Annotated in this window: 17 protein-coding genes; 11 read left to right on the top strand and 6 right to left on the bottom strand. The window is 64.0% G+C overall.

Annotated elements, in window-relative coordinates:
• Nucleotides 1-18 precede the first annotated feature (18 nt).
• The 8 genes from VIZ63_RS11720 to VIZ63_RS11685 are packed head-to-tail and all read left to right on the top strand — an operon-like array spanning nt 19 to nt 10,026.
• Nucleotides 19-525, top strand: coding sequence for a TRAP transporter small permease subunit (locus VIZ63_RS11720; protein WP_331609800.1), 507 nt, complete (start codon nt 19-21; stop codon nt 523-525).
• The gene (locus VIZ63_RS11715; RefSeq protein ID WP_331609799.1) at nt 522-1,826 is read left to right on the top strand and encodes a TRAP transporter large permease; all 1,305 of its coding nucleotides are present in this window, start codon (nt 522-524) and stop codon (nt 1,824-1,826) included. The genes VIZ63_RS11720 and VIZ63_RS11715 overlap by 4 nt, the downstream gene beginning before the upstream one ends.
• A gap of 2 nt (nt 1,827-1,828) precedes the next feature.
• Complete coding sequence (dctP, locus tag VIZ63_RS11710; RefSeq protein ID WP_331609798.1) at nt 1,829-2,893, top strand: TRAP transporter substrate-binding protein DctP; 1,065 nt, start codon at nt 1,829-1,831, stop codon at nt 2,891-2,893.
• Nucleotides 2,890-4,092: a CoA transferase gene (locus VIZ63_RS11705; protein WP_331609797.1), complete on the top strand. Its 1,203-nt coding sequence runs from the start codon at nt 2,890-2,892 to the stop codon at nt 4,090-4,092. Before dctP ends, VIZ63_RS11705 begins: the two co-directional genes overlap by 4 nt.
• Nucleotides 4,093-4,097: 5 nt before the next feature.
• A complete protein-coding gene (locus tag VIZ63_RS11700) occupies nt 4,098-5,150 on the top strand; it encodes a CoA transferase (protein WP_331609796.1) in 1,053 nt (350 codons plus the stop codon).
• Nucleotides 5,147-6,322, top strand: coding sequence for a CoA transferase (locus VIZ63_RS11695; RefSeq protein ID WP_331609795.1), 1,176 nt, complete (start codon nt 5,147-5,149; stop codon nt 6,320-6,322). Before VIZ63_RS11700 ends, VIZ63_RS11695 begins: the two co-directional genes overlap by 4 nt.
• Entirely contained in the window at nt 6,319-7,572 is a 1,254-nt protein-coding gene (locus VIZ63_RS11690) for a CaiB/BaiF CoA-transferase family protein (protein WP_331609794.1), read from the top strand. Before VIZ63_RS11695 ends, VIZ63_RS11690 begins: the two co-directional genes overlap by 4 nt.
• A gap of 3 nt (nt 7,573-7,575) precedes the next feature.
• A complete protein-coding gene (locus VIZ63_RS11685; protein ID WP_331609793.1) occupies nt 7,576-10,026 on the top strand; it encodes a 2-hydroxyacyl-CoA dehydratase family protein in 2,451 nt (816 codons plus the stop codon).
• A 122-nt stretch (nt 10,027-10,148) separates the two neighbouring features.
• Here the strand turns inward: VIZ63_RS11685 and VIZ63_RS11680 are convergent, their stop codons facing one another.
• The 3 genes from VIZ63_RS11680 to VIZ63_RS11670 form a co-directional block, all read right to left on the bottom strand.
• The gene (locus tag VIZ63_RS11680) at nt 10,149-11,348 is read right to left on the bottom strand and encodes a cytochrome P450 (protein WP_331609792.1); all 1,200 of its coding nucleotides are present in this window, start codon (nt 11,346-11,348) and stop codon (nt 10,149-10,151) included.
• A 119-nt stretch (nt 11,349-11,467) separates the two neighbouring features.
• Complete coding sequence (locus VIZ63_RS11675; protein ID WP_331609791.1) at nt 11,468-12,844, bottom strand: MmgE/PrpD family protein; 1,377 nt, start codon at nt 12,842-12,844, stop codon at nt 11,468-11,470.
• On the bottom strand, nt 12,841-14,160 hold the full coding sequence (locus VIZ63_RS11670) for an MFS transporter (protein WP_331609790.1): 1,320 nt from the start codon (nt 14,158-14,160) through the stop codon (nt 12,841-12,843). The genes VIZ63_RS11675 and VIZ63_RS11670 overlap by 4 nt, the downstream gene beginning before the upstream one ends.
• Nucleotides 14,161-14,294: 134 nt before the next feature.
• Here VIZ63_RS11670 and VIZ63_RS11665 point away from each other — a divergent pair, with 134 nt between their 5' ends.
• The gene (locus tag VIZ63_RS11665) at nt 14,295-15,194 is read left to right on the top strand and encodes a LysR substrate-binding domain-containing protein (protein ID WP_331609789.1); all 900 of its coding nucleotides are present in this window, start codon (nt 14,295-14,297) and stop codon (nt 15,192-15,194) included.
• A gap of 178 nt (nt 15,195-15,372) precedes the next feature.
• Nucleotides 15,373-16,407, top strand: coding sequence for a hypothetical protein (locus VIZ63_RS11660; protein WP_331609788.1), 1,035 nt, complete (start codon nt 15,373-15,375; stop codon nt 16,405-16,407).
• 145 nt (nt 16,408-16,552) lie between these two features.
• Here VIZ63_RS11660 and VIZ63_RS11655 read toward each other — a convergent pair whose 3' ends face one another.
• Nucleotides 16,553-17,347, bottom strand: a complete 795-nt coding sequence (locus VIZ63_RS11655; RefSeq protein WP_331609787.1) for a hypothetical protein — start codon at nt 17,345-17,347, stop codon at nt 16,553-16,555.
• Nucleotides 17,347-18,939 (bottom strand): hypothetical protein, encoded by a 1,593-nt coding sequence (locus VIZ63_RS11650; RefSeq protein ID WP_331609785.1) that lies wholly within the window; start codon nt 18,937-18,939, stop codon nt 17,347-17,349. Before VIZ63_RS11650 ends, VIZ63_RS11655 begins: the two co-directional genes overlap by 1 nt.
• A 245-nt stretch (nt 18,940-19,184) precedes the next feature.
• Here VIZ63_RS11650 and VIZ63_RS11645 point away from each other — a divergent pair, with 245 nt between their 5' ends.
• On the top strand, nt 19,185-21,905 hold the full coding sequence (locus VIZ63_RS11645) for a TonB-dependent receptor (protein ID WP_331609784.1): 2,721 nt from the start codon (nt 19,185-19,187) through the stop codon (nt 21,903-21,905).
• Between the two features lie 7 nt (nt 21,906-21,912).
• Here VIZ63_RS11645 and VIZ63_RS11640 read toward each other — a convergent pair whose 3' ends face one another.
• Entirely contained in the window at nt 21,913-23,106 is a 1,194-nt protein-coding gene (locus VIZ63_RS11640) for an MFS transporter (protein WP_331609783.1), read from the bottom strand.
• Nucleotides 23,107-23,127: the final 21 nt, after the last annotated feature.

Genomic DNA, 23,127 nt, shown 5'->3' with positions numbered 1-23,127 from the left:
GATCCGACGAGGCAAACAATGCCGACATCCGACGATACGCCCGACCACATCACCCGGCGCGCGCCGTTCCGCGCGCTCGAACGGCTGGCGTTTATCGTCGGCTCCGTCGGCCTGCTCACGGCCATGTGTGCCGATGCGCTGGCGGTGCTGGGACGACATGTAGGCCTGCCATTGCTGGGCTCGATCGAGGTCGTCCAGGCCAGCGTCGTGCTGCTGGCATCGGCAGCCATGCTGGGTACGACGCTGCGCGACAAGCATGCACGCGCTCACTTGCTGACGGATCGACTCAGCGAACGCGGCCAGCGGCTGCTGTTGGGATGTTCCGATGCGATCAGCGCGGTGCTGTTTCTATGGTTCGCAGCCGGATCGATCTGGATTGCGTTCGAGCTGCGGCACGGGCATGAACACTCGGAGCTGCTGCACATTCCCTGGGGCGGGTTGCGGCTCGTCTGGATCGCCAGCGCATTGCTGATCGCCATCGTGTTCGCGGCGCGCGTGCTCCAGCGCAACGGTGCGCGGTCATGAGCGTGGAACTGATCGGCCTGCTGGGTATCGTCCTGCTGCTGCTGTTGCTGGCCTTCGGCTTGCCCATCGGTGTATCGCTGGCGTTGGTCGGCGTCGGCGGCATGGCGCTGCTGATCAGTCCCGAGGCCGCGCTCATCAAGGCCGGCGTCGTGACCTTCGAGACGATCAGTCGTTACGAGCTCGGTGTGTTGCCGCTGTTCCTGCTCATGGCGCATTTCTGTTTTCAGGCAGGGGCCAGCCAGGATTTCTTCGAAGTCGCCGCGCGCTTCGTCGGTCATCGTCGGGGCGGACTCGCGCTCGCATCCATCGCCGGTTGCGCAGGCTTTGGAGCAGTGAGCGGCTCGAGTCTGGCGACCGTCGCGACGATCAGTTCGGTGGCGTTGCCAGAGATGCGTAAACACGGTTATGCGCCGGGCTTTGCAACCGGCGCGCTGGCGGCAGGTGGCACGCTGGGTGTGCTGATTCCGCCGAGCGGTGCGCTGATCGTGTTCGGGATCATTGCGGAGCAATCCATCGGCAAGCTCTTTGCCGCCGCCGTGATTCCCGGCCTCACGCAGGCGCTGTTCTATATGGGCACGATCTTCGTAGTCTGTCGCATCAATCCGGCCTTGGGTCCCGCGATCGCGCGAACTCCCTGGCGTGAACGCTGGCCTGCGGTACGGCGGGTCGCAGACATCGTGGTGCTGATCGTCTTCGTAGTGGGCGGCCTGATGATCGGGTGGTTCACCCCGACGGAGGCAGCGGCCGTGGGCTGCGTCGGTTCGCTGGGATTGTGCGCATGGCGCAAGCGCGTAAGCCGCGCGATGCTGGCCGAGTCGTTGCGCACCACGTTGCTGACGACCGGCATGATCTACGTGGTGATCATCGGCGCGCTGCTCTTCAGCGTTTTCATCAGCATCACCGGGCTGGCGCAGCAGATGTCAGCGACGATTCAGGTGATGGAGGCGGGGCCGCTGACCGCCATCATCGTCATGGCAATTGCGTTGCTGCTGTTGGGGTCGGTGCTCGACGGTCTGGCGCTGATGTTGCTGATGACGCCGATCTTTCTGCCGATCGTCGACGACCTGGGCTTGAGTCCCATCTGGTTCGGCATCTTCCTGGTGAGGACCATGGAGATCGGCTTCGTGCATCCGCCGCTCGGTCTCAACGTGTACGTGCTGCATGAGATGGCGCGCGACATTCCGCTCGGCACCATGTTTCGCGGCATCGTGCCGTTCCTGATCACGGATTTCCTGCACCTGGCCCTGTTGATCGCAGTGCCGGCGCTGGCGTTGTGGCTGCCGGGAGTGCTCGGATCATGACCATGCTGTTGCGAACGTTCTGTGTCGTGCTGGTGCTGGCGGCAATGGGTTGCTCGGCGGAGAAGCCCACGGCGCAGTACGTGCTGACGTACGCCAGCCCGTATCCACCCGCACATCCCTTCAGCCGCGCCGATCAGCGCTGGATGGCGTTCGTCGAAGAGCGTTCGGCGGGTCGGCTGCATATCAAACCGTACTGGAGCGGTGCCGTGCTGTCGTCGGATCAGAGCGCGATCGAGATCCGCCATGGCGTGGCGGACATCGGACTGATCACTCCCATCTACATGAGAGGCGGCATGCATGCCTCGCGCGCCCAGGCCGGGTTCTATGGCGGAGTCCAGAGCATGCAGGACCAGATCGATGTCCTGAAGTGCCTGACCCGCGACTTTCCGGTTTTCAATGCAGAGATGAGTGGCTTGCACGTGCTGGCGCTGCAAGCGGGCAATTTCCCTGGAATCCTCACGCGTGAGAAACCTGTGCGCACGCTGGCGGATCTGCGGGGACTGCGCCTGCGCAGCCAGAGCGAATCCATCGATGTGCTGCGCCGGCTCGGCGCCGATCCGGTCGACATGCCCATGGGCGAGGTGTACTCCGCCATGGCGAAGGGCGTCATCGACGGTGTGGTCGCGCCTCCGGATGCGCTGCGCGGTATGCATCTCGGTGAAGTGGGTTCTTACTTTACGGAACTGAAGTTCAGTCGCGGTTCCTATCCGGCGCGTGCCATGTCGCAGCGCGCCTGGGAACGGCTGCCGCCGGATCTGCAACAGATATTGCGGGAGGGTCAGTCGGTCTGGGAATCTGCGCTCATCGATGAAATCAACGGCGGCACGCGACTGGGTTATGACTTCGCCCGACAGCAGGGCGTCGAGTTCATTGAAGTCAGCGCGGCCGATCAGAACCGCTTCGATGCAGCAGCGGCTGAGAGTGCCGCGGCCCGTGCGCGGCAGCTGAACGACTACGGTATCGATGGTGAGGCGATCATAGAGCGTGCGCGCGCGCTGATCCGGGAACGTGCCGAAGGTCGTGAGCTGGACTGTGCAGGTGCGCCGCCGGTGGAGTCAGCGTCGTGAACGCGCCGCTGCACGGAGTGAAGATCGCAGATTTCAGCTGGGTCGGCGCAGGTCCGCGCGCAACCAAGGATCTCGCCGACTACGGTGCGACGGTCATCAAGATCGAGTCACGGCAGCGGCTGGACCTGGGTCGCCTCAGTCCGCCGTTCAAGAATGGCGTCCGTCATCCGGACGGATCCGCGTTCTTCGCCATTGCCAATACCAGCAAGCGCAGCGTCACGATCAATCTGTCCGATCCCCGCGGCATCGAAGTAGCCAAACGTCTGGTGCAATGGGCCGACGTGGTCGTGGAGAATTTCGGTCAGGGCTACATGGAGCGGATCGGCCTGTCGTGGCCTGTGCTCAATGCGTTGCGGCCCGACATCATCCTGGTCAGCGTGAGCGTTGCGGGTCGTACGGGTCCGAATGCGGGTCTGCGTGGCTACGGCAACTCAGCGGCAGCATTGTCCGGCCTCGCGGCGCTCTCGGGCTGGCCCGACCGGCCGCCGCACATGCCGCCCTTTGCCTACGGCGACGTGGTCGCACCCATCTTCGCAACCATCGGAGTTCTGGCAGCGCTGGAACATCGACGACTCACGGGGCGCGGCCAGCATGTCGACGTATCGCAGGTGGAACCGCTGGTCCACGCCCTGGCCGATCGCTTCGTCGAGCATCAGCTGCGCGGCCCGCAGCCCAAGCCAGGCAATCGCGTCGCGAACCGCGCCCCCCACGGCGTGTACCCCTGCAAGGGAGACGATCAATGGTGCGCCATCGCAGTCCGCGACGATGAAGAATGGCAGCGCCTGTGTGAAGCCATTGCGCCTGCATTGTTGCGGGAGGAGCGCTTCGCCACGATGAGTGCGCGCAAGCAGCATGAGAATGAGCTCGATGAGCTGTTGTCTGGTTGCACTGCGCATCACGAGAAGCACGCGCTGGCGAATCGGCTCTCGCTGCTCGGTGTTGCCGCGGAAGCGGTGCAGGACGGTCGGGAAGTGTTCGAGGACCCGGAACTCGCGGTGGCGGGACATTACGTCCACACGGCGCATGCTGTTCTCGGCGATTGCCTGATGCCGGGTCCACCGCTGAAGTTTTCGCGCAGCGATGTGCATGTGGGGCCGGCGCCGCTGCTCGGTGAACACAATCGCGAAGTGTTCGTCGACATGCTGGGAATGAGTGACGCCGAGGTGGCCGAACTGGTCGCAGCGGGAGCGCTGCAGTGAGCTCGATGATGTTGTCACACCTGCGCGTCATCGACCTGACGCAGGACCTGGGGCGCTACACAGGCAAGCTGCTCGCGGATCTCGGTGCCGACGTGCTGCGAATCGAGTCGGGAGCATCGACGGACGTTGCATCGCTGGCGTGGGATTCGGGCAAACGCCTCATTGCACTGGATCCGGCAAACTCCAGTGATCGGCAGGCGCTGCGTGATCTGATCCGGAGCGCGGATGTGCTGGTCCGCAACTGCGTCGCCGAACCTTTCACACACGAAGAACTGGCGACTGCGCATCCACGCTTGATCGACATAGTCATCGGTGCGTTCGCAGCGTCGAGCGAGCGGCCGGCGACCGATCTGACGCTGATGGCGCGTTCCGGTCTGATGGCCATCGTGGGCGATCCGGATCGTGCACCGATGACGTTGCCCGGCGAGCAGGCGTTCGCACTTGCGGGCGCACAGGGCGCGGTCGCTGCTTTGACGGCAGTTCATGCCCGTCATGTCGATGGCAAGGGCCAACTCGTCACGGTGTCGGCGCTGCAGTCGGCCGTGCTCGCCAACTACCGCGAACCGCTGATGTGGCAGTTTGCCGGTCGCGTCGGTCGCCGCACTGGCAATCTGCTGGTCCGCGGCAAATCCGGGGTGCGGCAGATCTGGTCGTGCCGCGACGGCCATGTCACCTGGTCGCTGGTGGACAACCCCGGAATGATGCGTGCGATGGTCAAGGTGATGCGCGAGCGCGGCATGGCCGCGGATCTCACTGCAATCGACTGGGAGTCGACGCTGATTGCGGACACGCCGCGCGAGACGCTGGCCGCCTGGGAAAGCCATGTGGAGGCATTTTTTCTCGCGCATACACGCGCAGAACTCACGCAATGGTCGGTGGCGCATGGCCTGGGCCTGTCGCAGATCGATGGCGTCGAGGACGTGCTCGCGAGCGAGCAGCTCAGATCGCGCGACATGTGGCGAGAGATCGCTCGGCCCGGTGCCGCATCAGTGGCAGTACCTGGACCGCTCTTTGTCACCTCGGAGTTCGACGCCTCGAATCAGGGAGACGTCCCATGAGCGCGTTGGCGGATGTCCGGGTACTCGACTTCTCCAAGTTTCTTCCAGGACCGTACTGCAGCTGGATGCTTGCCGATCTCGGCGCTACGGTCGTGCGCATCGAGAATCCGCGCGAAGCCGCCAAACAGGCGAAGGTCTTCGGCTGGGATCGGCTGAGCGTCGAACAACGCGCGCGGCTGCGCGCCAACGACGTGTTCGCACGCAACAAGCACAGTCTGCTTATCGATCCCGGCGCGGCCGCGTCGCGTGAAGTCATCCTCGAATTCGTGCGACGCGCCGATATCCTGCTGGAGGACTACCGGCCTGGCGTGCTTGCCAGCATGGGCTTCGGCTATGCGGACATGGCGGCCATCAACCCCCGGCTGATCTATTGCTCGGTCACGCTGTGCGGGCAGACCGGGCCTTACCGCGACAAGCCCGGTCACGATCCGATCGCCCTCGCACTCTCCGGCGCTCTGTCGCGTATGGGCGATCGCACGGAGCGGCCGAGCTTCGCGGGCGTACCGACCGCCGATCTGTTGACCGGCTCGAATGCGGTCATCGGTATTCTCGCGGCGCTGTATGCGCGCGAGCGCAGCGGGCGAGGGCAGCAGATCGACATCGCCATGTCCGACTCGGCCATGACGTTGATCGCCTCGACCATGGCACGGAATCCCGATCTATCGCGCGTGCGTCCGCGCGGCGAGGGACGCATCGATTGTGGCTTGTGGCGGACGGCCGACGGCCGCTATCTCTGCACGACGGACATGGAGCCGCGTTACTGGGAGCGGTTCTGTCGCGCCATGGGGCGGGAGGAATTCATTCCTCTGCAGCTCGACGCGTCGCGACACGAGGAAATGACCGCCACCTTCGCTGCGATCTTTGCGACGCGCACGCAGGCGGAATGGCTGACGCTTCTCGGCGAGGCCGATACACAGTTCGCGCCGGTCTACGAAATCGCCGAGGCGCTGGCGGACGCGCACAACCTTGCACGCCACATGATTCGCGATGTGCCGTTGCCCGGTGGCAGCACGGTGAGGCAGCTCGGCTCGCCGATCAAACTGTCGTCGACTCCGGTCGTGGAACCACGAGCCGCAGCGCTGCCGGACAGCGACGTGATCACCGCATTGCAGTCCTTCGGCTGCGATCCGCGGACCCTCGATACCCTGAAAGGAACAGCAGGTGATGAATGAGTAATGCAGGCGCGCCGCGTCCGCTCGAAGGACTGCGGGTGATCGATCTGACGCGGGCACTGGCGGGGCCATACGCCACGTTGTTGCTCGCCGGGCTCGGTGCGGAAGTCATCAAGGTCGAAGACCCGGGCGGCGGTGACCTCGCGCGCGAGAACAGTCCCTATGTGGGACGCGATGGCCTGAGCGTGGGACGCCGGCATGCCGATGATCTTTCCGTGTCACATCTGACACGCGCACGCGGCAAGCGCGGCATCACGCTCAATCTGAAGCATCCGGAGGCGCGCAACGTGTTCGCCGACCTGGTACGCAAGAGCGACATCGTCGTCGAAAATTTCACCAGCGGCACTGCGGAGCGACTCGGCGTCGGCTACGACTTCGCGCGCGCCGCGAACCCATCGATCATCTACTGTTCCCTGAGCGGCTTCGGCGCCACGATCAAGGGTCAGGAGGGCAGTCGCGCCATGGACGTGCTGATCCAGGCGTTGAGCGGTGCGATGTACGCGAGCGGCGCTGACGATGAGCCGCCATTGCGCATCGGCCTGCCCATCGCCGACGTGCTGACGCCGATCTTCGGCGTGGTGGGCATTCTGGCCGCCGTGCATCAGCGTGCGAAGACCGGCGAAGGACAGCATGTGGACGTGTCGATGCTCGGAGCGCTGACATCGCTGGTCGCGGTGGAAAACTGGGCGGCGATGCAGGCGGTGGGAATGCTGACGCGCACCGGCGCGACATTGCAAAGGCTGTGTCCCTTCGGCTTGTTTCAATGCACAGACGGCTACATTGCGCTCGTCGCCGTGCAGGACACGCTGTCCCATGCCCTGTATCGGGCCATGCAGCAACCGGCGTTGAGCACCGATCCGCGCTTTGCGACTCGCAATGCGCGAGTGGCGAATGCCACGCTGCTGGAGCAGATCATCGGTGAGTGGACCAGCAACCGGACCACGGCCGACGTCATTGCCGCACTGGAGTCGGAGAACGTTCCCGTGGCGCTGGTGCGGCATCCGGAGGAGGCACTCGCGGACCCTCGTGTCGTCGAGCGTGGTGAAACGATGGTGGCGCGCCATCCCGGCTATCCGGAAAGTGCCGAATTGCAGACGACGGGTGTGCCGATCATGTTTTCAGCGGCGCGCACCGGATTCGATCCTGTGCTGCCCGCGACGATCGGCGAGCACAATGCCGAAATATTTCCGTCGCTGCTCGGCTACTCCAATGCCGAGATCGAACGGCTGGCGAGTGCGGGCGTCATCTGAGCGATGGACGATCCCAGCGCCATTCTCGGTGGGTTCCGCGATGCGTTCGACGACGCCGCATCGGTCGCCGATCGATTGCGTCGGCAGGGACGCTCCGTTGCACGCGTCATCGGTTCCGACATCCCTCGTGAACTGCTGCTGGCAGCCGGGATTGCGCCAGTGCGACTGGCGCAGCTGCGCGATCTGCCGACGCCGCTCGCCGATCGCGCCATCGGATCCGCTTCGTGGTCGACACGCACTCTCAGTCTGCTCGAGCAGTTGCTGACGCTGCGTCCCGACGAACGCGTGGTGATCTCGCATGCGGAGGCCGAGCTGCCGCAGTTGTTCGCCGTGCTGCGCGAGCTGGTTGCCGCAGGGGAGCTGCAACTGGGCGCGGTGCATCTTATCGACCTGAAGCACCTGCCGCGGGAGTCGACGCGCAACTACAACGCGTCCCGTCTGCGCCAATTGCAGCAGGCGCTGGGGGTAGTGAGCTTCGCCAGTTCCGAAGCCACGCTTGCCCGTGTCATCGCTGCGGGCAACGAGCAACGCCGACTGCTGCGACAGGTCATGAAACTGCGGCTCGGGGCTCAGGTGCGGCTTTCGGGAGTGGACGCGCTCAAGATCATCGGCAGCGCGGCCATTCTTCCTGTGGATGAGCACGTCGCGCTGCTGCGTTCACTGTCGGAAGCCGCGGCAGTGCTGCCGATCCTGAGGGGCACGCGTGCGTTCCTTACCGGGAGCGTGCACGAGCATGCGGGCTGGTACGCGCTGCTCGAATCCTGCGGAGTGCTCGTCATGGGTGAGGATCATGACTGGGGCGAGCCATCGTGTGCGTACGAGATTGCTCCAGGTCCCGATCCTCTCCGTGCGCTGGCCGAGCCGGCGTTGCGTGCGACCGCTGTCAGCAGATCGATCGAGCAGCATGGAGCGTCGCTGCGAGCCACTCTGGAGCGGTGCCGTCCCGATGTTGTCATCGAGCTGTGCCTCCCCGGTGACGAAGCATCGCCGTGGCATTCGCAGCGGACGTGGCGCCTTTGCGCAGATCTGGGGTTGCCGCTGCTGTCGCTGGGCGGCGTGGCTGCGACCGATCGCGAATGGGTGAGTGAATCGGTGCGCGCCTTCGTCACGTCGAGACGAACGAGTATCGCGTTGCCCTCGCAGCCGATCGCGGCAGCTACCGCAGGGGGCGGACGCGCTGGCACGCGCAGTCGCAAGTCGTTGCGATCCCTGGCTGCGATCGGCGACTACCAGCGGCAATGGTTCGACGAGCTGCGACAGCGCGCCCTGGCGGGCGAGGCGATCGCCGTAGTGAATGCCAACGCGCCACAGGAGATCCTGCGGGCGCTGGATATTCCGTTCGTCGTCAATCAATGGTGGTCGTCCATCGTCGCCGCCAAACAGCAGAGCTCGCGCTATCTCGAACTCCTCGAAGCGCGCGGCTATCCGACCGCCGTCGATGCCTACAGCGCGCAAGGCCTGGCTGCGGCCTTCGACGACGATCCGGAGAAGGCACCCTGGGGCGGATTGCCGCGGCCGCAGTTCCTGCAGGCATTGAACAGTACGGATAGCGCAGCCACGCTATTCGAGGCCTGGTCGGCCGCAACCGGCGCCGATCTGTATATTTTCGAACGCACCGTCGACCCGCGCTGGAATCTGTTCAGCGACTGGTGGCAGAGGCTGCCGGACCACTGGGACGAAGCGCTCGAACCGGAGCGGCTCGACCTGCTGGTCACCGAAATGCGCGAACTGATTGCGAGACTGGAGCAGGGCACCGGGCGCGAGTTCTCGCTGAGTCGATTCGCTGACGTGATGAACCTGGTGAATGAGCAGGAAGATCTCTACCGCCGCACGCGGGATCTCATCGCCCGAACGATTCCTGCACCGGTATCGGTGGTGGATACGATGCCGGCGACCATGACGCCGCAATGGCAACGCGGCACCGTGTGGGCGCGGGATGCGGCTCGTGCATTCCACGACGAAGTGGTCGAACGCGTCGCCGCACGCGAAGCCGCGTGCCCGAACGAACGTATTCGCCTGATGTGGGTGGGACGCGGCATGTGGAGCGACATGGGCTTCTACCAGCGCTGGGAAGCCACACACGGCGCGGTCTTCGTCTGGTCGATGTACCTGGCGCTCGCGGCCGACGGCTATATCCGCCGCTTCGATGGCGGTCGCGATCCACTACGCGCGCTGGCCGCGCGCGTCGTTACGATGGGCGATGAGTTACGCATGCCAACGTGGGCGGCGGCCTGGCATGTCCATGAAGCACAAACGCACAGTGTCGATGGCGCAGTGGCGCTGTCGGATGCGGATCCGTTCGTGTTGCGAGCTCTGGAGCGTGCCGGCATTCCGGTCGTGTCGTTGCCGCTCGACAACTTCAATCAGGAAGGCGTCGACCGCGACGCCATCGTGCGCTCGGTGACCGAGTTCATCGAAGGTCCGGCCGCTTCGTATGCTGCCCGGCGGCGGTGAAGAGAAGAGGGGTACACAAAGGAGCACAAGGAAGAACGCAAAAGAGCACAAAAAAATTCATGTCTCGGAGATAGCTCCGGGGCAACAAATCTCGTTTGTGCTCCTTTGGGTACCTTCTCGGTCTACGGAGTCATCCGCAGCGGCACACAGATCGGGCCGAGTTCCGGCATGCCGCTCATGCGCACCTCGCCGCTGACCTCGAAGTGGCTCGTCTGGCGCAGCAGTTCTTCCAGAGCGATCGCGAGTTGCTGGCGGGCGAGCGGGATGCCGGCACACATGTGCGGTCCGCGGCCGAACGCGAGATGCTGCTTGATGTTCGGCCGGTTCAACTGGAATTCGCCCGGCTTGGGGAAAATCGATTCGTCGCGATTGGCCGAGGCGTAGATGAGTGCAATGGCCTCACCCGGCTGAATGCGACGTCCGTGCAGGTCGACCTCGTGCCGTGCGGAGCGCGCGAAGCCGCGATAGGGCGTGTACAGACGCAGAAACTCTTCGATGGCGTCCGGGATCTGCTGCGGGTTCTCACGCAGTTGTTGCTGCAGCGCCTGGTCGCGCGACAGATGCACGGCAATGCTGCCCATGACGATGGGCGGTGCGACCAGACCGACCACCAGCACCTGTCGCACGCACCCGGCCAGCAACACATCGGGAAACGGCTCGCCGTTGTCGTCGCGTTCGGCCAGCAGTGAACTGGTCGGATCCATCAGGGGATCACGCGGCTCGCGGCGCCGTTCCTGAATCACCTCCGCAGCCATCCTTGCAAGGCCTTCTGCAGCCGCGGCGACGCTCGACTTGTCGAAGGCTTCCCAGGCTTTCACGTAAGCCTTCGACGTCGCCCACAGGACATCGATCTGCGCCGGCGAGAGTCCCATCCATTCGCCGAACACCTGGGCGGGTAAGGGACTGGCGAAATGCTCGATGAAGTCTGCCTCGCCGCGCGCGACCAGATCGCGCATCAGGGAGGCGGCGAAACGGCGCGTTGCCGGTTCGATCATGGCCACGCGTCGACCGCCCAGGGCGCGGTCGATGGCGCGTCGATAGGGCGTGTGATCGGGCGGATTGAGGTGCAGTGGCGGACGGCGTCCCGTCGTCGAGGAGCCGGGGACGACGTTGCGTACGGACGTGATGTAGGTCCCCGGGTCCATCAGGATGCCCATGATGTCGTCGTAGCGCGTGATGGCCCAGAAGCCGTCGAATGCCGTGCTGTGTGCCACGGGGCAGCGTGCACGCAGCTCATCGAACTTCGCGTACTCGCTCTCGAACGTCTCCGGCAGCGTCGGATCGTACTCGTTGAGGTCGTTATGAACGGGCGGCTGCGGCATGGATGCTCCGGTCACGCCGTCAACCCGGCGCGCTGCCGGCAGAATCATAGGCCGCGCTGCCCGGCGCGGGTAACAGCGGTTCCATCTGCCAGCGATAAGAGCGCGTGATGCCCGCGCGCTCAGTGCAGCAGCGTCATAAGATCGTCCACGCGTTCCAGCTGCTCCAGGTTGAGCAGGGTATCCACGAAGCGCCGGGCCGACGCCGCATCCAGCGGGCGGGCTGCATGGCCGGCGCATTCGATGAACTTCTCGATCAGATCCTCGTCGGACAGCGGATTCCCCGGCCCGCCTCGCGGCCTGTCGACTTCGATGCGGGTCGTCGTGCTGTCGTGCAGATGCAGCTCCAGTACGGCGCCAATGGCCGTCGGGTGTGGCGCATCGCTACGGACCTCGATGCGTGCTGCGAGGCGCAGGACCTCCGCATCGGTCAGTGCACCCGGCAGGAAGCTCTGCAAACCGACCCGTCCATGCACCAGAGCGGTGGCTACCGTGAATGGCAGGCTGAACTTTGCATCGATGGCGGTCGAGGGTCGCCGCTTGCTGTCGATCGGTTCGGCCAGCATGCTCAGCATGCGGCCGCCATGAATGACGACGCGGTCGATCTGCTGCGGCCTGATCCTGTGCAATCGGACGCCATGGAGAGCGGCTTCGATCGCCGCGTGCGTGCCACGACAGGATGGCCACGGCTTGAAGCTGATGTTCTCGATCTCGAAGCGTCGCCCGAGTTCGGCGGTGAGAGCCTGAGGGTCGTACTGGTTGCGTGCGTAGCAGGCGAAGAAGCCGGCGCGGCCTTCCAGCGGTGCGTCGAATCCGGTGACGCCGCGATGGGCGAGCAGGGCGGATGTGACGCCCGCGCGTGCTGCGAAGGCATCGCGAACCGCCCGCACGAGCGAGTGTGGGCTGTGAATGATCTCGCCGCTGCAGGTCGACTGACATTGCAGCAGCGACAGGGCATCGACGGTCTGCCGCGTATCGAGGTGTAGCAGCCTGGCTGCCGCTGCCGTCGCGCCGAACGCTGCAAGAATCGGCGGCGGATACCAACCGAACTCCGCGAGTGAAACGCGCAGCGACAGCGCCATGCGCACGCCTACGTCGCAGCCGATGGCCACCGCCGTGATCAGATCCCGACCGCTGACGGGGGCGAAGGCCTCTGCAATCGCCAGCGCGGCGGGGACGACCGGCGCATTGGGATGGATCAATGCGCCGTCGTGCGAGTCCTCGTAGTCGAGTGCGTGTGCGAGTGCGCCGTTGGCAAAGGCGGCGGCTTCGGGTGGCGCCTGGCGTTGCTCGCCGAGGATCGCGCATTGCGCTCGTCCACCCTGTTCTAGCGCCAGATCGATGAACGCCCGGCAGCCTTCGCCCAGACCGCTCGCGCCCAGCGACACGCCGATCGCGTCGAGCAGGCAGCGCTTCGTCATATCGACTGCGGCGGGCGACAGGTCTTCGTAGCGGGTGCGTGCGATGAAGTCGCCGACGGATTGCGAAAGAGCGCTCATCGGGACGAGGCACGCACTCCTTCGGTCAATCCTGCAGCGCCGGCCGCGTCTTGACGTTCGATCCGCGCCCGCAGCCACAGCAGCACGACTCCGCCGAGGCACAACACGGCAGCAATCGAATAGACGGGCAGGTCGAACGAACCCGTCCGTGCTCGTATCCAGCCCACCGCCACAGGGACGATGAGGCCCGCAAGATTGCCGCACATGTTGATGATGCCGAGGCCGGCTGCGAGCGCGAACGGACTCAGGAACGTGGGCGGAATGGTCCAGAAGGTTCCCTGCGCAGCGCCAAGAAAGAAGCCGGCGATAATCAGCGCGACCAATGCCATGGCATCGCCCGATAGCGTCGTGAGCGCAAACAGTACGCCCGCGAACAGGGTGGCGAGCGCAACGTGCAGGTAGCGCTCCTGCGTCTTGTCGGAATGCCAGGCGTTGACGAGCATGCCGACGCCGATCGAGAACCACGGCAGCGCACTCAAGATGCCGACGTCGAGGTCGCTGCTGCTGGCTGACAGGTGGCGGATCGCCTGCGGCAACCAGTACAGCAGACCCTGCGCACCCGCCATCAACGCGAACCAGCAGAGGGTTGCCGCCCACAGCCGGACGTTGCCGAGCAGGGACCAGACGGAGGAGCGCTCCTGAGGTGCTGTCTGCTCAGAGGCGAGCTGTGTCTCGATCCAGCGCTTTTCGCCTTCATTCAACCAATGCGCATCCCGCGGCCGGTCGGCGAACAACCACAGGACGGCAGTGCCAACTACCAGAGTGGGCAGACCTTCGATCAGGAACATCCAGCGCCAGCCCGGCATGTCGAGCGGGTTGTCGATGCTCATCAACCAGCCCGACAGCGGTCCGCCGACCACGACGGAAATGGGCACGGCCAGCATCACGTTCGAGATCGCGCCGGCCCGGTGACTTCTTGGAATCCACTGTGCGAGGTAGAGCATGAGCCCCGGCGCGTAACCACCCTCCGCGATACCCAGAATGACGCGCAGCGTGTAGAAGGCCTCACGCGACTGCACGAAGGCCATCCCCGTGGCGGCCAGTCCCCAGACCAGCGCAATCAGGAACAGCCAGCGGCGCATGCCAATCCGCTGCAGCAACCACAGGCTCGGCAGCTGAATGATGATGTAGCCGACGAAAAACAGGCTCACGCCGAAGCCGTAGGTCTCCGCAGTGAGGCCCAGGGCCTCGTTCATCTGCAGCGCGGCGAAGCTCACGTTGGCGCGATCGATGGTGCTGAGGAACAGCAGCAGCAAGAGCGGCGTCACGAGCCGCCAGCGGATTTTGCGAATGACCTTATCTGCTTCGATTGCCAAGCGTCCCCCGCAGGCGTCGTGGTTGTTTCAACGGATAGTAGACACGCGGGACGCGTTGCAGGAAACAACTTCTGTGGCTCCCAGCATAAGCCCGGCTTATGATCGAGCGCTTCTTCATACGAACGGGGTGTGGGATGGATAGTCGCCGACTGCGATACTTCGTCCAGATCGTCGACAGCGGCAGCATTACGCGTGCTGCTGCAGCCACTGGCGTAGCGCAGCCGGCGCTCAGTCAGCAGCTCGCCGTTCTGGAGAACGAACTGAAGGTGAAATTGCTCGAGCGCTCCGTCTCCGGTGTGACGCCCACGCGGGCTGGCAGCATCCTGTATGCACGGGCGCAGACGATCCTGCGCCAGTTCGAGGAGTTGCGGGATGCCGTGCATCGCGAGGTGCAGCCACTATCCGGCGCCGTATCGCTGGGAATCTCCCCGACGATGGTGCCGCGCTTCGCCCTGCCGCTGATCGAGAAAGTCTGCACTCAGCATCCGGAGATGCATCTGCAGATTCGCGAGGAGGGCAGCGCCGTCCTCAACGACCTGCTGGTCAAGGGACGCATCGAACTCTCCATTTCTCCGACACGGCCCGACGGCGAGGCCATCGTCGGTGAAGAAATACTGTGCGAGCAGCTCATCCTCATGTATCCGAGCAGTTGGGATATTCCGGAGAACGCCTCGCTCGCTGAACTCGCGGCGTTACCGTGGGTGGTGCCGCGTCAACCCAATTCGATCCGCACCATCGTCGATGCCGTGTTCGCTGCGGAGAGCCTGACACCGCGCGTGGCGGTGGAACTGGACTCGCTGCAGAACGTCATGGAAACGGTGCGACGCGGCCTGGGTGTCGGTGTCATGGTCACGGGTGTCATTAAGGACGACCTGGCAGCGGGTACGCTCAAAGCGCGCTCGTTGGGCGATCGGGCCACGCTGCGTCCCATGTTCCTGTCGCATCGTCGCAGTCCGGCGCTGACGCCACCGGCGCAGTTCGTGTACGACATCCTGAGCGAGATTGGCGCGGAGCTCAGGATAGTTGAGAGTTGATAGGTAAAGCAGAGCGCCGGTGGGTCCGGCGTCAGCCGGACCTCATTGATAGTCCGCCGGCGCTATCCACTATCAACTATCAACTTCTTGAACGGTTCGTACAACGAACTATTGTTGTTTGCAAACAGCTGCGGCTCCACTATGCTTCCCGGCGCTCTCAGGGGCCGGGGGATACCAGATGCGTTTGACGCGCCTGCCGATAGAGATTACGACGCTGTTCTATCTGGCGATGTACGTCCCGTACATCCTGATCACCCGCTATCTGACGACCACGCCAAACGAAGCACTGGGTCGGCCTTTCACGGGGCTGGAGATTCTGCCGGCGACCCTGATCATCGGCCTCGTCATGCTCGTTGCGTTCGTCTGGCTGTCGGGCTGGTGGCGTTCAGCGAATCGGGTGCGGGTCGGTCCCTGGCGGATTCCGGCGCCCACGCGCTGGACATTTCTGGCCGGTATCGGCACCAGCCTGCTGCTCTTCACCGTGCCGTTGTCGCTCACGTTCGAGGGTGTGAGCATTCCGTTCATTCAGCTGCTGATGCGCGGCGATGTGCTGATCATCGCGCCGCTGGTCGATCTGGTGGCAGGGCGCCGGGTGCGCTGGTATTCATGGGTGGCGTTGGTGCTGGTCAGCATCGCACTGGCGTTGACGCTCTGGGAGCGCGGCGGTCTGCACATGCCGCCGCTCGCCATCGCTGCGGTGGTGTTGTACACGATCGGCTATTTCATCCGCCTGTCGGTAATGACGCGCGTTGCCAAGAACGGCAACGAGGATTCGCTGCGCGGCTACTTCGTCGAGGAAAAGATCGTCGGCATGCCGCTCGCCATCGTCGGTCTGGCGATCGTGACGTTGTCACCGCTCGCGAATCAGGGCTCGGAACTCAATTGGGGATTCATTCAGGTCTGGAACAGCGACGCGATCTGGCCGCTGATCTGGCTGTCCGTGATGTTCACGGGCATTGCGGTGTTTGCGGCGCTGATCCTGCTGGACCCCAGAGAGAACACGTTCTGCGTACCGTTCGAGCGCGCGGCCAGCATCCTGGCAGGTACAGCCGCTGCCTATCTGCTGGCCCTGTTCTTCGGACAGGCGTTTCCGACGCGGATGGAACTCATTGGCATGATCCTGCTGATTGCGGCGATCGTCCTGTTGTCGCTGGCGCCGCGCTGGGAGGCGCGGGCGGCATCGGGTGCGAAGCTCGGGGCAGCGAGGGCGTAGATCGTTCCGTCCTTGCTCCTGTGCGGGACTGGAAAGCCAGGTACACAAAAGCCAGGAACACAAAGGAGCACAAAGCGAGTCCGTAATTCAGTGCCGTTTTTGTGCTCTTTTGTGTTCCCGTATGCGCTCCTTTGTGTACCTCCGCCTAAAGCTCGATCGCAATGACGGCACGTCGCCGCGACAACTCCGGCAGAGGGCCGCTCGAATAGTTTGCCGGCGCCTCCTGCCATTTGAGCTCCATCTGACTGCGTGGAATGCCGAGCCGGTTCAACGCTTCCGCAATCGTGCGGGCTCGCGCTTCAGCGACGGCGAGCGTCTCCGCAATGCGTTGCCCCGAAACTTCGATCGGGCGAGTTACCGCGTAGCCGGTGATGGTGATGCGTCGCGGCTTGCTGGCCTTTGCGTAGAGCGAGGCCTGTTCGATGATGAGCTCGGAGTACTGGTACAGCAGGAAGTCGCTGTTGAGCTCGAACTGAATGATGTACTCGCGTGGTTCGTACGGCGGCGCAGGTAGCACTCGCGGCACATTCGTCGGCTGCATCACGACGGCGGGCAGTCCGAAGCGGCGACCCGGGTGTCCCTCGGCGGGAATCACGAAGCCCTTGCACGTTTGCGGCAGCACCGACACGTCGACGGGATCCAGCACGATGGCGCCGCAGAGTTCACGACTCTTGTCAGTCACCACGCCTTCGACCAGGATCTGCTGTCCCAGGATCGGCTTGATACGCGCGTCAGTGACTTCGTACTGAAGGCCGTCCTGCAGATCCGTCACCAGCCAGCATCCGGATTTCCGACCGGCATCGGTGTCGCGATAGACCGGACAGCCGATGAAGCGCTTGATCGTCGCGGCGGGCGCGGTTGCCGCCTCGTCACTGCTGGCACTCGACACGCAGGCGAGTGCCGCAAGAACACCCATGGCAACGGGACGCATGGCATTCATCACAGCACACTCATCAGATTGACCAGATCCTGCTTTTCCTGCTCGCTGTAGCCGATGCTGTAGCGTCGATCGTAGAAGTCGACGATCTCGCGGATCGACTTCGCCGAGCCATTGGAGAAGTACGGGGCGCGGGCGGCGAGTGCGCGCATCTGCTGGATCGTGATCTTGCCGATGTCGGTGCAGCGTCCGGTCGTGAGCGCATAACCGGGATCCTGCGTGTAGACGACGCGGCCCAGGTGCGGATGGGGCCGGGAGCCTTCCTTGCAGGTGAGTTTGAACAGCGGCAGTTCCGGCGCCGGATTGGCGAACGGTTCATTGGTCGTGCCGAGATCGACCTGACCCGGCGCGACATCGAGGCCAGTGCGCTGCATGTTGTGGCAGAAGGCGCAGGTATTGCGCACGGGATTGCCGAAGCCCATGGATGTAATGCCTGCCGCATCCCAGATCAGGAACGTCTTCGTGGCGAAGCTGTTTGCACCGCGTGCCACCGATTCGCGAAACGCTCGCTGCTCGGCATTCTCGCCCGCCTTGGGTGCGGGCAGCGTACGCCACGGCTGAAACTCCTTCCAGATCGGCTGCGGGCCACCCTGCAATTCGCCCGCAGCGAACTGCGAGAGTCTGTCTGGCCCACCGTCGGCGCCAGCTTCGGTCAGTTCGCCACCCCAGCGATCGTGACTCTGCGCGCTGTACAGCGTGTTCTCGAATTCGACGATGGTGCGGACGTCGGCCTCGTCCGCCGCGGTCGCCTGCAGATGGGTGAGCATCGCTTCGCGCGCCTGGATCTTCAGTGTGCCATTGCGTCCATCGGCCATCAGGTTGCCGCTCATCGGCAATCCGGATTCCGTATCCAGCGGCAATGGCAGTCCGTTCTTTGGCTCGAACGGAAAGCCCACTGCCGTCAGGAATTTCACATTGGCCACCGGCCGCGGTCGCCGATATACGGAAATCGTCGGCTCGCTGCTATTGAGGCCATACAGCGGATGCGTGTTGCAGCCCGTGGGGTCACGCACGACCTCGATGGAGAACTGCGGCTCGATCGTCGACCCGTCCGCGGCGCGTGGCGGCCAGGGGCGGAAAATCCGGAACAGTCCGCGTTGCAGAAGCAACGAATGCGACGCGGCGTCGCCCTGCGGCAGATGCGGACAATTGGAACCGTCCACCGGTGCGAAGAGCGGATCCTTGCCCTGTGTCGCGTCCCACTGCCGGCGAATCGTCTCCACGGACACGCTCATGCCATCGGACGGTTGATGACAGGTCACGCAGGCGCGGCCGTTGGTGCCGAGTGGCGTGAAGAAGGGATGACCGAGGGCGGCGACCGGTCCGCCGATGCTCAAGGTGGTGAGTGCACCGCTCGAATTGTCGTACGTCGTGCGCGCGGGCAGGGGCTGCGCATCACCTGGTCGCCGCCAGGACGAGGTGTCGTAGTCCGCGCTGGCCGTTGCGGGTGTCGGAGCCTTGTCGGCGTGACGACGCTCGGGATCGATGTGGCCGGCGCCGGGCGTCGCCGCGGACGCGATTCCCCAGAGCGCGATCGCCGAGAATGCGAGGCCAGAAAACGCCGCAACGCTGCGGACCATCGTGGAACGAAACATCGTTGGGTAGTAAATCATGTCTGTTTACGAATAGTTTGCATCATCATCTATTGATCAGTCGACAGGCAAGTTTTACCGCTCCGCAGCCATCATTTCTCATTATGCCGGCAGACGCAGACTCTGTTACCGGTATCGCAGTATCTCCCCTAAAGTTCACGTTGCGAGTGCTGAATGCACCGCTGATGCGTGAGAAACAATACGACTCGCGGGACGACAAAGGCCAGCGGGCAATTCAGGGGAATGACATGAAGTCGCAATGCAGTAAGGTCGGCACACGATCCATTCGCACCGATGGGCTGGCGTGGTCGAGAGTGATGATGGGCGCGCTGCTGGCGAGCCAGGTGGTGAACGTGCAGTCGGCGGAGACTGAACCCGACACGAACACTCTGATGGAAGTCGTGGTCACGGGCAGCCGCATTCGCGGCATCGCACCGGTCGGCTCGAACGTCGTTGCGGTCGGTCGCGACGAGATCGACATGGCGGCCGTGGTCAATACGACGCAGCTGATCCAGGAAGTGCCGCAGGTCTTCAATCTCGGCATCTCCGAGACCTCGCGCGGGCAGTCGGGCGGCAACAGCAACATCACGCTGGGGTCCGCGATCAATCTGCGCGGGCTCGGGCCGTTTGCGACTCTCACTCTGGTGGATGGGCATCGCGCAGTGCCGCAAGGCACCAGCGGTTTTGCCGTCGATCCCTCGTCGATCCCGATGCTGGCGCTGGAGCGCGTCGAAATCGTTGCTGATGGTGCCTCTGCCATTTACGGATCAGATGCCATCGCTGGCGTCGCCAACCTGGTTCTGCGGCGCAACTTCGACGGACTCGAAGTGCGTGGCCGGTATGGATTCGCCAACGACGCCGATGAGAATCAGATCGGCCTGATCTACGGCCACACCTGGGAGAGCGGCCAGATCACCATCGCTGCCGAGCACCAGTTTCGCTCGGCACTGAATGGCGAGGATCGGGACTACTTCCGCGCGGACTTGCGGGATGAAGGCGGTCGTGACTACAGCTCACGCCTGTGTCAGCCGGGCAACATCGTTGTCGGGTCAGGTGCCGGCGCGACGAGCTATGCCATTCCTGCAGGCGGTGTCACGCCGGGCAATGCCGCGGCGCTGCTGCCTGGGACGTTCAATCTCTGCGATCCCAACAAATCGCAGGACCTGTTGCCCCAACAGGAGCGCAATGGCTTCTCGCTGACGTTCGATCAGGAAATCACCGGGAGCTGGAGCGTGCATGCCAATGCGTTCGGCACAAAACGGGAATTCGAGAACGACGTGGCCTATCAGACGGCGACGTTGAGCGTTCCGACCACCAATGCGTTTTTCGTCGCGCCGCCGGGCGCCACGCTCGGAGCGTGTCCGGCAAGCGCGGGAGTGCCGGCGGGAACGCTATGCGAGACGGTGCAGTACTCGTTCCGCAATGACTCGCCACTGCGACGGAACACTGGCTTTTCCGAGGCGGCCCAGGTCAGCGCGGGCACCACGGTCAAGTTGCCGGCGGAGTGGCAACTCGATATCGACTACACGTATGGTCACAACGAGGATGAAGCCTTCAATCCCTTGATCGCGCAGCCGCGCCTCGCTGCCGCTGTCCGCAGCAACAATGCGCAGACCGCGCTCAATCCGTTCGGTGGACCGAACGATCCCGCGGTGATCGCCGATATCTTCTCGGGCGTGCAACTGGCTCAGGGCACGACCAACATGCACGTGATGGAGGCGGCAGTCGGTGGCAAGCTGTTCGAATTACCGGGTGGCGCCGTGCGCGTTGCACTCGGCTACGAAGGTCAGCGGTACAACTACGCCACTGGCGTGAACTCTGTCTTCCGGCACTTCGAGCGCGATGTCGACTCCGGCTATCTCGAAGTGCTGTTGCCGATCGTCGGCAGCGGCAACGCGGTCACGGGCATTCGCGCGCTGATGCTGAATGTCGCAGGCCGTTACGACAAGTACAGCGACGTCGGCGATACGACCAACCCGAAGTACGGTCTGGACTGGAAGCCGATCGATTCGCTGACATTCCGCGCGAGCTACGGCGAATCCTTCCGTGCGCCGGGAATTGCGCAGATCTACGGCAACACCAATCGCCTGTTCGTGCAGAACTACGCGGACCCGACCCTGGGCGGCGCGCTGCGCATCGGCGCCACGCTGTCGGGCGGCAACCTGGATCTGAAACCGGAGACATCGGAGACGACGACGTTCGGCATCGAGTTCGAGCCGGATGCGCTGCCGGGGTTCAAGGCCAACCTGACCTACTTCGACATCGACTACGACGGCCAGGTGACGCAGTTCCTGTCGGACCTGACGATCCTCAACCGTGAGGCCGAGTTCGCCGGCACGGGCATCATCGTGCGTAACCCGGATCCAGCCTTCATCGCCAACCTGGCGACGCTGGGAGTGAATGGCGTGCTGCCCCCGGTCGTGACGCTGTTCGTCGATGGCCGTTCGTTCAACCTGGGCTCGTCGACCATGCAGGGGTTCGACGCGCAGTTCAGCTACTTGTGGGACACGAACTCGGCCGGGCAATTCCGCGCCACACTGAACGGCAGCTATCTCACGACGTATGAATACGCGATCACGCCGAGCGCGCCGATGCGCGATTCGCTCGATCTCATCTACAACCCGCTGCGCCTGAAGGTGCGTGGCGGACTGAGCTGGAATCTCGGCGGCCTGTCCGCGAATGCGACCGTCAACTACATCGGCGATTACATCAACAACCTGTCGCCGGTCGTTCGCGACGTCGACAGCTTCACGTCGCTGGAACTCTACCTCGGCTACAGCTTCGCCGATCGCTTCAGCGACACGTGGCTCGAGGATCTGACCGTCGCACTGGATGTGACCAACGCGTTCGATGAGGAGCCACCGTTCGTCGATATCGCCCAGAGTGGCAACGGCGGCGGCGGGTTCGATCCGACGCTGGTCAATCCACTGGGGCGGGTGATCGGCTTCTCGGTCAGCGCGCGTTTCTAGCGCGCTGTCAGTTCTCGCGAGAGAAGAAGCTCAGCGCGAAGACGGCAATGCAGGCGACGGCGGCGACGGGGGCCATGTACTGAACCACGTGCGTCGCCGTCGCGCCGGCGCCGAGCAGCGCCCCGGCTAACAGCGGACCGCAGATGGACCCAACGCGACCGACGGCAATGCTTGCGCCCGACCCGGTACCGCGCATGTTGGTCGGGTAGTAGGAAGCGGCCACCCCATACAGCGCATAGTTCGCGCCCAGCAACAGAAAGCCTGCAGCACCGCTCAACAGGAGCACCGGTGTGAGATGTCGGGCGGAACCTAGTGCCACGATGACGACGATCAGCAATGCGTACGCAGCGACGAGCGGCCAGCGCGCCCCGTAACGATCGACCATCCATCCCACGGCGAGCGCACCGACGACGCTGGCGAAGTTGAAGGCCAGAGATGCCTGAGGCGCAATCGAGCGATCCAGGCCGTTGGCCATGACCAGGGTGGGAAGCCAGTTCAGAAAGAGATACAGGATCACGAGCGTCGGCAGGAAGGTCAGCCAGAGCAGCAGGGTCGGCATGGCGCGCCGGTCTCCGAACAGCGTCTGGCCCACGGCAACGCGCGCTTCTTTCGAGCGGGCCGACGCCACGAGCGTCTCTGACATCCATAGCTTCAGCGCAACGGCCACCACCAGAGGCAGGATGCCGCCGACGATGAAGATCGTGCGCCAGTCGAAATCCGGCGGCAGAACCTGCGTCAGCAGCGCCGACAGGCCGCCGCCGAGCGGCATGCCGCAGAACATCGCCGATGCTGTTATGGACCGGCGTTGCGGCGTACTGATTTCTGCGGCTACCGCCATCATGTTCGGCAGCGCTGCGCCAAAGCCGAGACCGGCAAGAAGCCGGGATGCAAACAGCACGCCGAATGATCCGGAGAACGCAGTCAGGAGCGTGAAGCTGCCGAAGGCGAGAACGGAGCCGATGAAGACGGGTTTGCGTCCAAAACGATCGGCGGCCCGACCGCCCAGACTTGCACCGATGACGAGACCGATATTGCTGATCGCGAAAACCCAGCCGAGCTGGCTGGGTGTGAGGCCGAACTCAGGCGCGAGCTTGGGTGCGGCGACACCCATGGCCTGGATGTCGAAGCCCTCGATCACGGCGACCATGAAGCACAGGCCGATCGTCAGGGCGGCACCGGAGCCGCGAGTCGATTCATTCATTCTTATATCCCCCAAAGCTGC

Source organism: Povalibacter sp. (assembly GCF_036520495.1).
Lineage (GTDB): Bacteria > Pseudomonadota > Gammaproteobacteria > Steroidobacterales > Steroidobacteraceae > Steroidobacter.
This window is presented reverse-complemented; position numbering and strand designations above follow the sequence as displayed.